The organism is Yoonia sp. I 8.24 (genome assembly GCF_022096995.1).
In the GTDB taxonomy this organism is placed as follows: Bacteria; Pseudomonadota; Alphaproteobacteria; order Rhodobacterales; family Rhodobacteraceae; genus Yoonia.
The window spans coordinates 196,787-210,571 of sequence record NZ_JACXGQ010000003.1; the positions used below are offsets into that span (position 1 = coordinate 196,787).

The following is a 13,785-nucleotide window of genomic DNA, read 5'->3' on the forward strand; positions in this document are numbered from 1 at the left end:
GCGCTAGAGCGGATGTCTCCACCACCGGCGGAGGCCCCTGACTTTTCAGTCGCCTCCGCTTTCGTTTGGCAACCCGATCCGGATCGCTTAGTGCCTGTGGCAAGGGTCAACCGGGTTCCAGTGGAGTTGCTAGTTGGTGTGAACCGATCACGCGATACGCTGATGACAAATACTGCCCAGTTTGCAGCCGGGATGCCTGCGAATAACGCGCTCCTTTGGGGGGCGCGTGGGATGGGGAAATCGAGCCTTGTGAAGGCCGTCCACGGCGCGTTGCAGGCCGATTACCCGGACCTTAAGGTTGTTGAGGTCCAGCGCGAAGACCTACCCAGCATAGGCCGCTGTCTGAACATGCTGCGCGGCGCGTCCGAGCGCTTTATCATGTTTTGCGACGACCTGTCGTTTGGTCATGATGATGCGCATTACAAATCGCTTAAGGCGGTTTTGGATGGCGGGATCGAAGGGCGGCCTGAGAATGTCGTGCTTTATGCGACCTCTAACCGTCGCCATTTGATGCCGCGTGATATGATTGAAAATGAACGCTCTTCAGCGATTTCGCCGTCTGAAGCGGTTGAAGAAAAAGTTTCGTTGTCAGATCGCTTTGGTCTGTGGCTTGGGTTTCACCCATGTGATCAAGATGATTATCTGGCGATGATCCGGGGCTATTGCGATGCGTATGCTGTCGACATTGACGATGAAACCCTACGAGCAGAGGCCATTGAATGGCAAGCCACACGCGGTAGCCGGTCTGGCCGCGTTGCTTGGCAGTATTTCACTGATCTTGCAGGGCGCCATGGGGTACGCCTAGCGTAAGGTGGATCTTGATCCACCCTACGTTTTTTTGTGCGCTTACGGCAGGTAGTTTGCGGGATCGACGCTTTGCAGCCCACGACGTACTTCGAAGTGCAAGAAGCTAGGATCACCTGGGCGGACCTTGCCGATTGTCTGGCCACGGCTGACGTTATCGCCTTTTTCAACAGTCAAACTATCGAGGTGGGTATAAAGCGTGAGCAAACCATCGCTATGCTTAATTACCACCACCGAGCCGCCACTTGTGTCCGCAGTCACGGCAGCCACATTCCCGGCATCTGCCGCTTTGACGTCGGTACCTGCGGCCGCGCCAATGTCGATGCCTTCATTCCGACCGGCCGCGTATTCGCGGATGATGTTGCCCGGCACTGGCTGGACCATGCGTGCGCTTGACGCAGCAGGGGCAGGGGCCGGTGTCCCCAGGTCTGGCGTTTCTGGCGCGGCGATCGGGGCCGTTGGCGTTGCGTCAGGCAGGGGTGTTTCTGCGCTTGGCGGAATTGGGGTGGCTGTGCCTTCACCGGGGGCTGTGACAGCTTCGACCGGGCGTGTGCCGCCTTGGGGAACAAGCAAATACTGACCTTGGCGAATGGTGAACGCGCTATCAAGCCCGTTCCATTCCGCAATAGCGGTGACCGGCACGTTATAGAGCCGTGAGATTGAATAGGCGGTTTCGCCGCGCACCACTTGGTGGCGGATAGGTTCCGCGCCTGCGGGTGCCGCGGGGGCTGGCGTCGCGGCTGGTGCCGGATCAAGCGGCGTTGCGGTTACGCCACCCGATGCTTCGGCGCGGTCAAGCGCTGTGGTCGCAACGGCGGCGACGTCAAAGGATTGTGTGGCCCCAGTCGCCGCAGATGGTTCGGCAACGCGGCCGGGCAGGGCGATAATTTCATCGCGGCGCAAGATCACGTCAGGTTCGATCCCGTTGTATTCGGCAAGTTCATTCGCATCGAGACCCAACCGGATCGCAATCCCGCGAATGGTGTCATCTTGGCGGGCAACTACCACCTGATAAGTTGGATATGAAATCACGCCCCGATCATCGGGGCGGGGCCGGTTCGGTAGGTTCGCAACAGAGTCTGACGTATCAAACCCGTTGCCGACATCCCGGAAATCTGCGTCAAACCCTTCGCATGCCGCGAGCGCTGCGAGCGCGACACCTGTCATCAAAATGCGTCTTACTGTGCGTTGCCTATTGGCCATGATACCGCTCCTTGTGCCAAGCCGCCCCTTATTGCCGGGGTCGTGCCTTTTTAATATGTTTACTCTTGTCCGAGCCCTTCAAGCAAGGGGACAAAACGGACTGCCCGTAATTCGTCGTAATCATAGCCGGTTTCATGCCGCGTGACGCGGATCAGGCTTTGTACCGCATCAGACTGTCCAACAGGCAAAACCATGATGCCGCCCACGCGCAATTGCGCCAAAAGCGGGCCGGGGGGGTCTTCGGCGGCTGCGGTCAAAAGGATGCGGTCAAAGGGGGCTTGGTCGGGCAACCCGTGGCTGCCGTCGGCAGTCAGACTGGTGATATTGCTGATGCCTTGTTCGTCAAATGTCGCTCGGGCGGCATGCACAAGGCTGCGAAACCGTTCCACCGTGTAGACGCGGCGCGCCAGTTTCGACAAGATCGCCGCCTGATAGCCAGACCCGGTGCCGATCTCGAGCACCTTATCGCGTGCCCCGATATTCAACGCTTGGGTCATCAACCCAACGACCGAAGGCTGGCTGATCGTTTGCCCGCTGGCAATTGGCAGCGGCATGTCCTCATAGGCGCGATCGGCAAAAATCCCTTTGACATAAGCGGCCCGGTCCACCTGTTCCATCGCAGTCAAAACGCGCGCATCCGTGACGCCCTTGCTGCGCAAGGCATAGACAAATTGCATCTTGGTTGGCGCGTCAAACGTCACGAGAATACATCCTCAAGTTCCGCAACCATATCATAATCTGTCAGGTCCGCGCGCATCGGTGTGACTGAGATATAGCCATCTAGGTTCGCTGCGGCATCCGTGCCGGGGGCGGTAGGCGTGTGTTGCGCCCCGCCGCGCACCCAAAGAAATTTGCGGCCCGTGGGGGATGTCTGTGCCTCTGCGGTGAAATTTGTATCCTTGCGAAACCCTTGCGAGGCTGCACGCGTGCCTTTGACATCAGCGGCGGCGACGGGCGGGAAGTTCACGTTATAGAAAAGGCGATAGTTGGCTTGATCCCACAGGTTTGGATCAAGCAAGGTCTTGATGATGCTAGCACCATGGGTTGCCGCAGCTTCGAACGGGTCCGAAAGCTGCGCGTTTTCTGGGCCGAAGTATTGTGATAGCGCAATTGCCGGAATGCCTTGCAAAGCGGCCTCCATCGCGCCGCCTATGGTCCCGGAATAGAGCGTGTTTTCCGCCGCGTTATTGCCCCGGTTCACGCCTGACAAAACCAGATCAGGGCGCGCGTCTTTCATCACATCATAAAGCCCCGCGATGACGCAATCGGCGGGCGATCCTTCAGCGGCAAAGCGGCGCTCTTCAAGCTGCGCGATCATGGTGGGGTGGGTATAGCTGATGCAATGGCCGACGCCCGATTGTTCAAACGCAGGGGCGACGGTCCAAACTTCGCCGTCCTCGCCAGCAATCTCATGGGCAATTTTGGTCAATACCTGCAAGCCCGGCGCGTTGATCCCGTCGTCGTTCGTAATAAGTATGCGCATGCTGCTGTCCTTCATGTCTCAACACGTTCCTAGGCCAGCATTTAGAGGGCGGCAAGCGGTGTGCACCGCTACAATAAGGCGGGTGTTATCCTGTGGCGAAAAGGACTCAGAAATGGGTTGCTATGGGGCAGATAGATTTGACACATCATGCTGACGATCGACGCTGTTCCTATTTTGCTGCAGCGAATGGCAGGAATGAGCCCAAGGAGTCTGCCACAGCCGTCGCATTTGACTTGTCTTCAGCACTCTGAATGGCGAAGCTTTGCCATGACTTTTTTACCTCGAAACAAAGTGAAGATATCAAGCGCCGCAAAGAGGAAAATTCTTGCGGACTTCTATACTTCGCCTGAATCGACCCTAATCACTGTGCTTCTGTACGTGGTCAAGTCCACCTCAAAAGCTTCGGACGGAACGGTTTTATCCGAGAAAAAGGACTTCTTCAGTTGGGGAGCACATTGGAGGTCTGATTTACCTTCAGAAGCAATTTGGGAAGTGGATGGGCGAACCTTCGTCATTCAAGATGGGAGGTGGGAACCAAAACAAAATCTTCTTTTGGATGTTGTCGACGGCCAATTTTACATGAAATTGCGTACAACCAATAACGGCAGCTAAGTCCCGCGTTGCTGACATTGTTCCGAGTTGAAGCACTGGGTGGCTTGCGCCGCACACCTTAATCCAAAATTGCAGGTAACAATCTTGCTGCCTCATCCGCAATGCTTGCCAATGGTGCGCGGTCTTCGCCGGGGTAGAACCTTGCGCGTGTGGCTGTGGGCATGGGGTTTGGTGTCAGGATGTCGATCTTGGGGCCGGTTTTCACTGATTCCGCCTGCCAGCTGCGCGCGAGCGCGATTTGCGCGGCTTTGGTGGCGCCGTAAGAGCCAAAAAATTGATCGCCGCCACGCGGATCGTCAAAAAACACGGCTTTGCCTGCGTCGCCAAGTAACGGCCCTGCATAGGCGATCAGCCGTGCTGTGGCTTCGATGTTGATGGACATTGATTTGGCCAAATCCTTTGGGCCGATATGGCCTGCAGGGGCCAAGGGGGCCGCGTGAATGGCTGTGTGCAGCCACAGGTCCAGCTTGCCCCAACGGTCAAAAATGCCACGGCACAATTGCTGCATGGCCGCATCAACGGTGATGTCCATTGGTGCGAGCGTTGCCTGACCGCCCGCAGCCTGAATGGCGTCGTCCAGCTCTTCGAGCCCACCGACGGTTTTACCGACGGCAATGATGTGATGGGTCGGGGCCAACGCCTTGGCTAGGGCTGCGCCAAGGCCGCGTGACGCGCCGGTGATAAGTGCAATTTTTGTCATAGCAGCGGTTTGGTGCGATTGGTGCGCGACGTCAAGTCCTAGCGACCCGGAACCACCAGCACATGCTGCGTACCAGCACGGTCGGTCAGCACGACTTGGGCCGCGTCAATGGCGGAAATGGTCACGCCAAAGGCGGTTTCGCCCGTGGTGACGCGCGCAATATCACCACGCCGCGAACGGATCAGCGCCGCTGGCGCATCTTGCCCCATCATCACACCAATCACGGCAAGATTTTGAAGGCTCAGCATATCGGGCAGCGTCGCAGAGGCTGCGACATTGGTCGGTGTGTCCGTCGTCATGTTTGAAAACCGCGTCATATAGGGATGATCGCAGCGCTATGCCTGAACGCCAGAGACAAGGAAACCCCTTGTACGTAACGTCATTGTGAGCGGGGTGGCTGCCAGCTAAGGCTGCAAAATGACCTTGCCTGCGCTGTCTGTCACAGCCGTTCTCAGTGGAATTTCCAAGAGAGGCAATAGGTTGGAGAGGGGGCGACAAAGCGCTGTTCCCTTAGGGCTACAAACGAAAGGCCGTTCGACCAGGACCGGATGTGCGACCATCGCATCCAAAATTTGATCGTCTGTCACGCCAGTATCAAGCAGACCCAAGTCGGCGGCAGGGGAGCGTTTGGCGCGCATGGCCTCGGATGGTGTAAAGCCAGCTGCGGCAAAAAGGCCCAGAAGCTGCGCGCGTGTCCAGCCGGTTTCAAGATACTTGACGACAATTGGTTCAGTGCCCGAGGCGCGGATGACAGCCAATGCATTGCGCGAGGCGCTGCAATTGGCGTTGTGGTAGATGACCGTCGTCATGGATTATTCAGCAGCGATCTTATTTGCTTTGAACCCTTTGGTGATCATATCGCTGGGTGGAACAGGGTATTCGCCCGAAAAACACGCGTCGCAATAGGCGGGGCATGCACTGTCGCGCCCGTTTTCTTCGCCAACCGCGCGGTAAAGCCCATCAAGCGAGATGAATTTCAGGCTATCGACCGCAAGGTGCACACGCATTTCTTCGGCACTCATATTGGCAGCTAGTAGCTTGTCGCGCTCTGGCGTGTCGACCCCGTAAAAACAAGGCCAGGCAGTCGGCGGCGACGCGATGCGGAAATGTACCTCGGCCGCGCCAGCATCGAGGATCATCTCTTTGATTTTGCGGCTGGTGGTGCCGCGTACAACGCTGTCGTCCACCAAAATCACGCGCTTCCCTTTGATCAGGGCGCGGTTCACGTTCAGTTTCAGGCGCACACCCATGTTGCGGATGCTCTCGGAGGGCTCAATAAACGTCCGGCCCATATACTGGTTGCGGATGATCCCCATCGCGTAGGGGATACCCGATTGCAAACTATAGCCGATCGCTGCAGGGGTGCCGCTATCGGGAACCGGGCAGACCAGATCGGCATCAACGGGGGATTCTTTGGCCAATTCACGCCCGATGTTTTCGCGGGTTTCATAGACAGAACGCCCACCAAGTGTGGAATCAGGGCGGCTAAAGTACACGTGTTCAAAGATACAGAAGCGTGATTTCGCAGGGCGGAACGGGAAATGGCTTTGCACGCCGTCTTTGGTGATAACAACCATTTCGCCGGGCTCAATTTCGCGGACCAGTTCGGCGCCGATAATATCAAGCGCGCAAGTCTCAGACGAAAGCACCCAGCCATCACCAACCTTGCCAAGAACGAGCGGGCGTACGCCCAGCGGGTCACGACAGCCGATCAGTTTGGTGCGGGTCATGGCGACAATGGAAAACGCGCCTTCGACTTTGCGCAGGGCCTCTTCCATGCGGTCCGGAATCGTACGGCCCATAGAGCGCGCCATCAGGTGAACGATACATTCACTGTCTGACGAGGATTGAAAGATCGAGCCGCGCTCAATCAGTTCTTTGCGCAGGGCCAGTGCGTTGGTGATGTTACCGTTATGCGCAATCGCCGCACCGCCCATCGCAAATTCACCAAAAAACGGCTGCACATCACGGATCGCAGTTTGCTGGCTTTTGTGGCCCGCTGTGGAATAGCGCACATGCCCAATACCGATGGGGCCAGGTAGGCTGGCCATCATATCAGAGGATGTAAAGTTGTCGCGCACCAGACCCATGCGGCGGGCCTGACTAAACCCGGTCTCGAAGTCATGGGTGACGATCCCACCAGCTTCTTGACCGCGGTGCTGTAGCGCGTGCAGACCGAGAGCGACAAAATTGGACGCGTCGGTCACGCCGACAACGCCAAAGACGCCACATTCCTCCCGCAGTTTATCATCGTCAAAAGGATGGGCGGGGGGCATTTGGCTGGACAAGGGGCAGCTCCGAATCCGAAGTGAGGTTTGATTGCCCCTCTCTTAGTCGGTCGCAAGCGCGGTGTCACGAAACGATCATGTTTGTCTGCATCGAAAAACGCTGTCGTGACGAATCCGGCAACACTTCGGGCAGTTCAACGAAAAAAGCCACCGCAGGTTGCGATGGCTTTTTGTTTCTCTCGTCTGTGAGCGCCTTATTCTACTGGCGCACCGCAGGAGCCAACAAGCTGCTGGTACTGTTCTTTGATCCAGCCAAGCGCTTCTTCGGGGTTTTGTTCTTCGATCTTGCCAGTCAGCTGGTCAAATACCTGTGACGCGCGGCTGTCATCAATGACGGCAATCTCTTGCGCGGCGAAAACAGTGTCGTAGACAAAGAATGCGACAGCGACCAAAAGAATCCCGCGTAGCACACCGAAGAAAAATCCAAGTGCCTGATCAACGCCACCAAGCGCAGAGCGTTGAATGACGCTTGAAAACAGCGGTGTGAAAATAGCAAAAACAACAAGTGCGACTGCAAAGACGGCAGCAAAGGCCGCAATGATTGCAAGTTCACAGCTATCGCCGATGAAATCGCCGACCACAGGGATTTGCCGCACCAGCGGCTCCACCTGATCTGCGAAAATAAATGCGACAATCGTCGCGCCGACCCAACCCAAGATCGCCATCGCCTCGCGTACCAGGCCACGGCTATATGCCAGCACGCCTGATAAGAGGATGATAATGGCGACGCCTGCGTCGACAAGTGTGAAGCCTTCCATGGTCCGTCTCCTGCCCTGACGCTACCTGGCGCCAAATACTTCTTCTACAAATCCGGCCAAATCGTCAGCATGACGCATTTGTAAACCGGCCACCGCAGGCTGTTTAGCCTGTTGCGGAACTATTGCTGTTGTAAAACCAAGTTTTTGCGCTTCTTTCAATCTATTTTCCGTCTGCACCACCGGACGCAGGGCACCCGATAGGCTGATTTCCCCGAATATCACGGCCTCGGCAGGCAGGGCTGCGTCTTCGCGCGCGGACACAAGTGCGGCAGCCACCGCAAGATCGGCTGCGGGCTCTGTGATGCGCAAACCCCCTGCTACATTGAGATAAACGTCCAATCCGGCAAAGGGGACACCGCAGCGTGATTCAAGCACCGCAAGGATCATTGCAAGCCGTCCGCCATCCCATCCGACCACAGATCGGCGTGGTTGACTGTGTGGCGAAGGTGCCACAAGTGCTTGGATCTCACACAGCATTGGGCGCGTGCCTTCAAGCCCGGCAAACACCACAGAGCCCGGTGCCGGTTTTCCGCGTTCGGACAAAAACAGCGCCGATGGGTTTTTGACTTCGGCCAGACCTTTGCCGGTCATTTCAAAGACGCCAATCTCGTCAGCCGGGCCAAAGCGGTTTTTGACCGACCGCAAAATGCGGAACTGATGGCCCCGTTCGCCTTCAAAATAAAGCACGGTATCGACCATATGTTCGACAACCCGCGGCCCCGCGATGCTGCCGTCTTTGGTCACATGCCCAACCATCACCACGGCCATTCCATTACGTTTGGCGAATGTGGTTAATTCATGCGCGGACGACCGCACCTGTGATACAGATCCCGGCGCGCTATCGACGTTGTCGGCCCACATGGTCTGAATCGAATCGATAATCGCGAGGTCGGGTTTCTCGGCCTCAAGCGTCGTCAAAATATCGCGCAGGTTTGTTTCAGAGGCGAGCATCACCGGACTTTTTTCAAGCCCCAGACGACGCGCGCGCATTTGCACCTGCGCGTTTGATTCTTCGCCTGAGATATAGATCACCTTAAGCCCGTTGCGTGCGAACCGTGCAGCCGCCTGAAGCAACAATGTGGATTTCCCGATGCCCGGATCGCCGCCAACCAGTAATGCCGAAGCTTTCACCAATCCGCCGCCCAAAACCCGGTCCAATTCGCCGACGCCCGCTTGCGTGCGCGGCGGCTCTTTTTCTTGAGTATCAAGATCCGTAAGCGTGATTGCAGTGCCACGGATCGCGCCCAAAGATTTCCCCTTAGGGCCGCTTGAGAGCGCTTTGCTTTCTGTGATTGTGTTCCATTCTTTGCAGGCGTCGCATTGCCCTGACCATTTGCCAAAGGAGGTGCCGCACGCGGAACAAGTGAAGTTAAGTTCTTTTGCCATGTTCACCTTTTGGCCCATTTTCTGGCGCACGGCAATGGATGTTTGCTTGGCCGCGCATTCCGCGGCCAAGCAATTGGATTAATCTGCGTCAAGCGTACCAGATTTGAACAAAAGCCCTGCAGCCACCGCGCCAATCACCGGTGCGACGAAAAATAGCCAAACCTGCGAAAGCGCATGGGCGCCTGCAAACAAGGCAGGCCCAAACGACCGGGCAGGGTTTACCGAAACGCCCGTGACATTAATGCCAACCAAATGGATCACCACAAGCGCAAGACCAATCGCTAACCCGGCCATGCTGGCTGGTGCGCTTTTGCCGGTTGCGCCCAAGATTACGACCATAAACAGGAACGTTGCAACGACTTCGAACACGAAGGCTGCGGTCATGTTATATTCACCAAGATAACCCGCACCCCAGCCGTTTTGGCCTAGCCCGTTTTCAGCAACGGTGTAATCCGCCTTGCCCGAGGCAATCATCAACAAGACAGCTGCTGCGACGATGCCGCCCGCAAACTGCGCGACGATATAACGGATGGCTTCGGCAATGGTCATACGGCCCGCGGCAACGGCACCCAATGAAACGGCTGGGTTAATGTGGCAGCCCGATACGGGCCCAATCCCATAGGCCATCCCAATAAGCGCGAGCCCAAAAGCAAAACTGATCCCTGTCAGCCCAATATCCGCCCCTGCGATCACGGCGGCTCCGCAGCCAAATAAGACCAGTGTAAATGTCCCAATAAATTCAGCGACTAATTTCTTCATTTTCCATCCCTTTGGTTGTTGTGGCTAAGAGCCTAACACGTTTGGGCATATTTGGGGGGATTTTGTTTGGGTTTGGCTAGGTGTTGTGTTTTGCGGTTAGCGCGGAAATCACGATTGACGCTAAGATGCAGGTGGTAAACAGGTATAGCCCCCATGCGGTCTCAACCTTGCCGATGCCGACACCTTTGACCACGACGACATATAGCGCGACCAAAAACACGTCGGCCATCGCCAGTTTTCCCAACCACGACAGCACAGGCAGCACCTTGCGGCGCATCAGGTTAAAATGGATCAACGCCAGCCCAATGGTTTTGAGGTAGGGCGCAAAAAGCGCAAAGAAGGTCACGAGCAAGGCAAGCGCCACGTCGCTTTCCCACAGCGATTGCATTCCTGTAATGACGCTGATTTCGCTGAGCCCGAAAAGCGGTAAAAGCCCCGCGCGCATGAGCGGCGCAAACCACGCGATTGGGAAAAGCACCAGCAGCGCGAGATTTGCGATCCGCAACCACTTTAACATCTATTTACCATAGGTCCGGCGGTTATAGCGCGCACCAAGCTGGGTCAGGATTTCATAGCCGATTGTACCTGCTTTGGTCGCCAACGTATCAAGTGTTTGCTGCGGGCCGATCAATGTCAGGCGTTCCGGATCTTCGGTCAGATCTGTTACGTCAATCGTGAGCAAATCCATCGACACGCGGCCAATCAACGGGCAGGGGGTGTCATTGTGATAAAGGATCGCTTTATCCGACAGATAGCGCATGATCCCATCCGCATAACCGCCTGAAACCGTTGCCACGCGCGTTGGGCGTTCGGCCTGCCAATTGTTGCCGTATCCAACGACCTCGCCTTCGGCCACATCGCGGATTTGTACGACGGGCAATTCCAGCTCTACTACTGGGGTTGCTTGTTCAAACGGCATCCCGCCATAAAGACCAATGCCGGGGCGGGTCAGATCAAAATGATATTCAGGCCCAAGTAGAATTCCACCCGTGGCCGCCAATGAACGTGGCACTTGAATGCCGTCCGTCAATTGTTTGAAAACACTTAACTGGTGGGGGTTCATCGGGTGGTCGGGCTCATCTGCGCAAGACAGATGGCTCATCACCAGTTTAGGGCCTTGTGACAGGATCAACTCAGCCAGCGCACCCCATTCCTGTGGCTCCATCCCCAGACGGTTCATGCCGGTATCAAGCTGGATACCAAAGGCATGACCGGGCAAGGTTTCGAAATGCTGGGTCATTTGCTCAACGGAATTGAGCATCGGCGTCAGGTTCAATTCGCGGATCAGATCGGTATCGCCGCGCATATGGCCAGAAAACACGGAAATCTCAGGACCGGGACCAAGCGCCTTGCGGAGTGGTACAGCCTCTTCGGCGACAGCAACAAAAAACTTGCGCGCGCCCGCCTTGAACAGGGCCTTCGAGACATTCTCGATCCCGATGCCATATGCATCCGCCTTTACCACCGCAGCGGTTTTGCAGTTGGTCATGCCATCAAGAGCGCGCCAGTTGGCGACGACGGCGTCGAGATCGATTGTCAGGCGTCCAGTACTCATAGCGACCTTTTGGCAGGGGGCAGGCGCGCGGGCAAGAGGTTTAAACAGCGCAGATAGACACAACAGACAGGAACTGTGTTTTTCGCGCCGCGCCCAGGCATTTCGGCGAAACTCTGCCGCTTTACATGCAGGGAGGGTATTTCATAACCTACTCGAAACTGGGCCAATCGGCATGACTAACGATTGTTGCGCAAAAGGGTCTGCGATGAATAGTCTTGCGTTTGTCTGTGAAAGGGAAGCAGGAGAGTAATGATTGCTCTGATACAATATCTATCGTGTTTGTTTCGTAACGAGAGACTGACGACGTTCCAATTTCAACCTCGTTGGAAGGAGGAACTCGTTGTCACCGGCCCGGGTGGCACGCTGGTGTTGGATATGACGATGGGGCATCGGACGGTTTATGTGCCTAGCGAGGTGAACTGGAAAACCTGTGCGCCCAAATGGGCGCGGGAATACTGGCCTGTATTACATGCCGAATTGGATGACTGGTGCAAGAGAACTGGTACAGCGCTTCAAGTAGATGACGATGCCAACTATTACGTCGTTCGCGGGGCGTGCCATCCCTAATACTCTTCAACCGCGCCGCTTTGCCATGGTTTCACCAGATCGCCAAAGCGGGTGAATTCGGCGGTAAAGGCGAGCTCAATCGTGCCAATCGGGCCGTGACGTTGTTTGCCGACGATGACTTCGGCTTTGGCGTGCAAGCTCGACATTTTTTCTTGCCAAGCGGCGATGGCTTCCATGTTGGAATCATCAGGCTTTTCACGCTCAACGTAATATTCGCCACGATAAACAAACATAACCACATCGGCATCTTGCTCAATCGATCCAGATTCACGCAAATCTGATAGCTGCGGGCGTTTATCTTCGCGGCTTTCGACCTGACGCGATAGCTGTGACAGGGCGATCACAGGGATGTTTAATTCCTTCGCAATCGCCTTGAGGCCCATTGAGATTTCACCGATCTCCTGCACCCGGTTTTCCGAGGTGCCGCGCACCAGCTGCAAATAGTCGACGATCAACAGATCAAGCCCATGCGTCCGTTTCAAACGCCGGGCACGCGCGGATAGCTGCGAAATTGGAATCGCGGCAGTGTCGTCGATAAACAGCGGGCAGGATTCGAGGTTCTTGGCTGCGTCCACAAAGCGGCGGAATTCGCCTTCGGTCATGTCACCTTGGCGGATTTTATGCGACGAAATCTCCGACGCTTCGGCCAAAATACGCCCCGCGAGCTGCTCGGCGCTCATCTCGAGTGAAAAGAAGCCGACAACGCCGCCATCTACTGCACCTTCGGACCCATCGGACAGTTTGCCCTTTTGATAAGCTTTGGCGACGTTATAGGCGATATTGGTCGCCAGCGATGTTTTCCCCATCGACGGACGCCCCGCAAGGATCAGAAGGTCAGATTTGTGCAGCCCCCCCAATTTTCCATCCAAATCAATTAGCCCGGTTGAAATCCCGGCCAATCCGCCTTCGCGTTGGTAGGCGGTATTGGCAACGTTCACGGCCTCTGTCACAGCGCGCAAGAATGACTGAAAACCGCTGTCAGAGCTGCCTTGTTCCGCCAGATTATAAAGCGCTTGTTCAGCCTCAACGATTTGTTCTTTGGGCTCTGAATCCACGGCGACACGACCCGCTTTGTCTGAAATATCGCGGCCGACTTTGATCAATTCGCGGCGCACGGAAAAATCATAGATCATCTGCGCATAGTCACGTGCGGCAAAGGCAGAAATCGCAGCCCCTGCGAGACGCGCAAGATAGGCAGGCCCGCCAAGTTCCTTCAGGCCTTCGTCATCCTCAAGAAATGCCTTAAGCGTCACGGGGCTCGCCAATGCGTTTTTGGCAATCCGCGCGGCGGCGGTTTCAAAGATGCGTGCATGCACAGGGTCGTAGAAATGCTGTGGCCCAACAACCGATGCAACCCGGTCAAAAATATCGTTATTGGTCAGGATCGCACCCAAAAGCTGCTGTTCAGCCTCGGTTGAGTGCGGCATCAGCTCTTGCGTGGTTTCTTCGACGCCAGTCGCATTGAATGTTGTAATCTCGTTCATTGTCGACTTTCAGCAATTCATCATGGGGTTCTAACAGGGGCGTGCGTTTGTATATAGCGCAGATTCTGTGGAACGATTGGGATAACTTGGCGTAGGCAGGTGGTGGTACATAGAATCTGCAAAATGTAGTGGCAGTATTCTGAGCTGCCGCTACAAATAGCATGACTTACCCACAGGCTGTGGATA

At 55.9% G+C, this 13,785-nt stretch carries 15 protein-coding genes; 2 read left to right on the forward strand and 13 right to left on the reverse strand.

Annotation, left to right across the window (positions count from 1 at the left end; genetic code table 11):
• The first annotated feature begins 12 nt into the window (after nucleotides 1-12).
• Nucleotides 13-810: an ATP-binding protein gene (locus Yoon_RS06740; RefSeq protein WP_255698741.1), complete on the forward strand. Its 798-nt coding sequence runs from the start codon at nucleotides 13-15 to the stop codon at nucleotides 808-810.
• Between the two features lie 36 nt (nucleotides 811-846).
• Here Yoon_RS06740 and Yoon_RS06745 read toward each other — a convergent pair whose 3' ends face one another.
• From Yoon_RS06745 to surE, 3 genes are read right to left on the reverse strand one after another with little or no spacing between them, the layout of a single operon-like run.
• On the reverse strand, nucleotides 847-2,007 hold the full coding sequence (locus Yoon_RS06745) for a M23 family metallopeptidase (protein WP_238111340.1): 1,161 nt from the start codon (nucleotides 2,005-2,007) through the stop codon (nucleotides 847-849).
• Nucleotides 2,008-2,066: 59 nt separating this feature from the next.
• Nucleotides 2,067-2,708: a protein-L-isoaspartate(D-aspartate) O-methyltransferase gene (locus Yoon_RS06750; protein WP_238111341.1), complete on the reverse strand. Its 642-nt coding sequence runs from the start codon at nucleotides 2,706-2,708 to the stop codon at nucleotides 2,067-2,069.
• On the reverse strand, nucleotides 2,705-3,490 hold the full coding sequence (gene surE / locus Yoon_RS06755; RefSeq protein WP_238111342.1) for a 5'/3'-nucleotidase SurE: 786 nt from the start codon (nucleotides 3,488-3,490) through the stop codon (nucleotides 2,705-2,707). The genes Yoon_RS06750 and surE overlap by 4 nt, the downstream gene beginning before the upstream one ends.
• A gap of 147 nt (nucleotides 3,491-3,637) precedes the next feature.
• On the opposite strand from surE, the gene Yoon_RS06760 reads away from it, so the two are divergent.
• Nucleotides 3,638-4,102 carry a hypothetical protein gene (locus Yoon_RS06760; RefSeq protein ID WP_238111344.1) on the forward strand — a complete coding sequence of 155 codons (465 nt, stop codon included), beginning with the start codon at nucleotides 3,638-3,640 and terminating at the stop codon, nucleotides 4,100-4,102.
• Nucleotides 4,103-4,160: 58 nt separating this feature from the next.
• Here Yoon_RS06760 and Yoon_RS06765 read toward each other — a convergent pair whose 3' ends face one another.
• The 10 genes from Yoon_RS06765 to Yoon_RS06810 form a co-directional block, all read right to left on the reverse strand.
• Nucleotides 4,161-4,802 carry an SDR family oxidoreductase gene (locus Yoon_RS06765; protein WP_238111346.1) on the reverse strand — a complete coding sequence of 214 codons (642 nt, stop codon included), beginning with the start codon at nucleotides 4,800-4,802 and terminating at the stop codon, nucleotides 4,161-4,163.
• A 38-nt stretch (nucleotides 4,803-4,840) separates the two neighbouring features.
• A complete protein-coding gene (locus tag Yoon_RS06770) occupies nucleotides 4,841-5,101 on the reverse strand; it encodes a pilus assembly protein PilP (RefSeq protein ID WP_238111347.1) in 261 nt (86 codons plus the stop codon).
• A 105-nt stretch (nucleotides 5,102-5,206) separates the two neighbouring features.
• Nucleotides 5,207-5,611, reverse strand: a complete 405-nt coding sequence (arsC, locus tag Yoon_RS06775) for an arsenate reductase (glutaredoxin) (RefSeq protein WP_238111348.1) — start codon at nucleotides 5,609-5,611, stop codon at nucleotides 5,207-5,209.
• 3 nt (nucleotides 5,612-5,614) lie between these two features.
• Nucleotides 5,615-7,078 carry an amidophosphoribosyltransferase gene (gene purF / locus Yoon_RS06780; protein WP_113776085.1) on the reverse strand — a complete coding sequence of 488 codons (1,464 nt, stop codon included), beginning with the start codon at nucleotides 7,076-7,078 and terminating at the stop codon, nucleotides 5,615-5,617.
• 206 nt (nucleotides 7,079-7,284) lie between these two features.
• On the reverse strand, nucleotides 7,285-7,848 hold the full coding sequence (locus Yoon_RS06785) for a CvpA family protein (RefSeq protein ID WP_238111349.1): 564 nt from the start codon (nucleotides 7,846-7,848) through the stop codon (nucleotides 7,285-7,287).
• A 21-nt stretch (nucleotides 7,849-7,869) separates the two neighbouring features.
• On the reverse strand, nucleotides 7,870-9,234 hold the full coding sequence (gene radA, locus Yoon_RS06790; protein WP_238111350.1) for a DNA repair protein RadA: 1,365 nt from the start codon (nucleotides 9,232-9,234) through the stop codon (nucleotides 7,870-7,872).
• 78 nt (nucleotides 9,235-9,312) lie between these two features.
• Complete coding sequence (aqpZ, locus tag Yoon_RS06795) at nucleotides 9,313-9,993, reverse strand: aquaporin Z (RefSeq protein WP_238111351.1); 681 nt, start codon at nucleotides 9,991-9,993, stop codon at nucleotides 9,313-9,315.
• Nucleotides 9,994-10,069: 76 nt separating this feature from the next.
• Entirely contained in the window at nucleotides 10,070-10,510 is a 441-nt protein-coding gene (locus Yoon_RS06800) for a paraquat-inducible protein A (protein WP_238111352.1), read from the reverse strand.
• Nucleotides 10,511-11,548, reverse strand: a complete 1,038-nt coding sequence (gene alr / locus Yoon_RS06805) for an alanine racemase (RefSeq protein WP_238111355.1) — start codon at nucleotides 11,546-11,548, stop codon at nucleotides 10,511-10,513.
• A 563-nt stretch (nucleotides 11,549-12,111) separates the two neighbouring features.
• Complete coding sequence (locus tag Yoon_RS06810) at nucleotides 12,112-13,599, reverse strand: replicative DNA helicase (protein ID WP_238111356.1); 1,488 nt, start codon at nucleotides 13,597-13,599, stop codon at nucleotides 12,112-12,114.
• Between the last annotated feature and the right edge of the window lie 186 nt (nucleotides 13,600-13,785).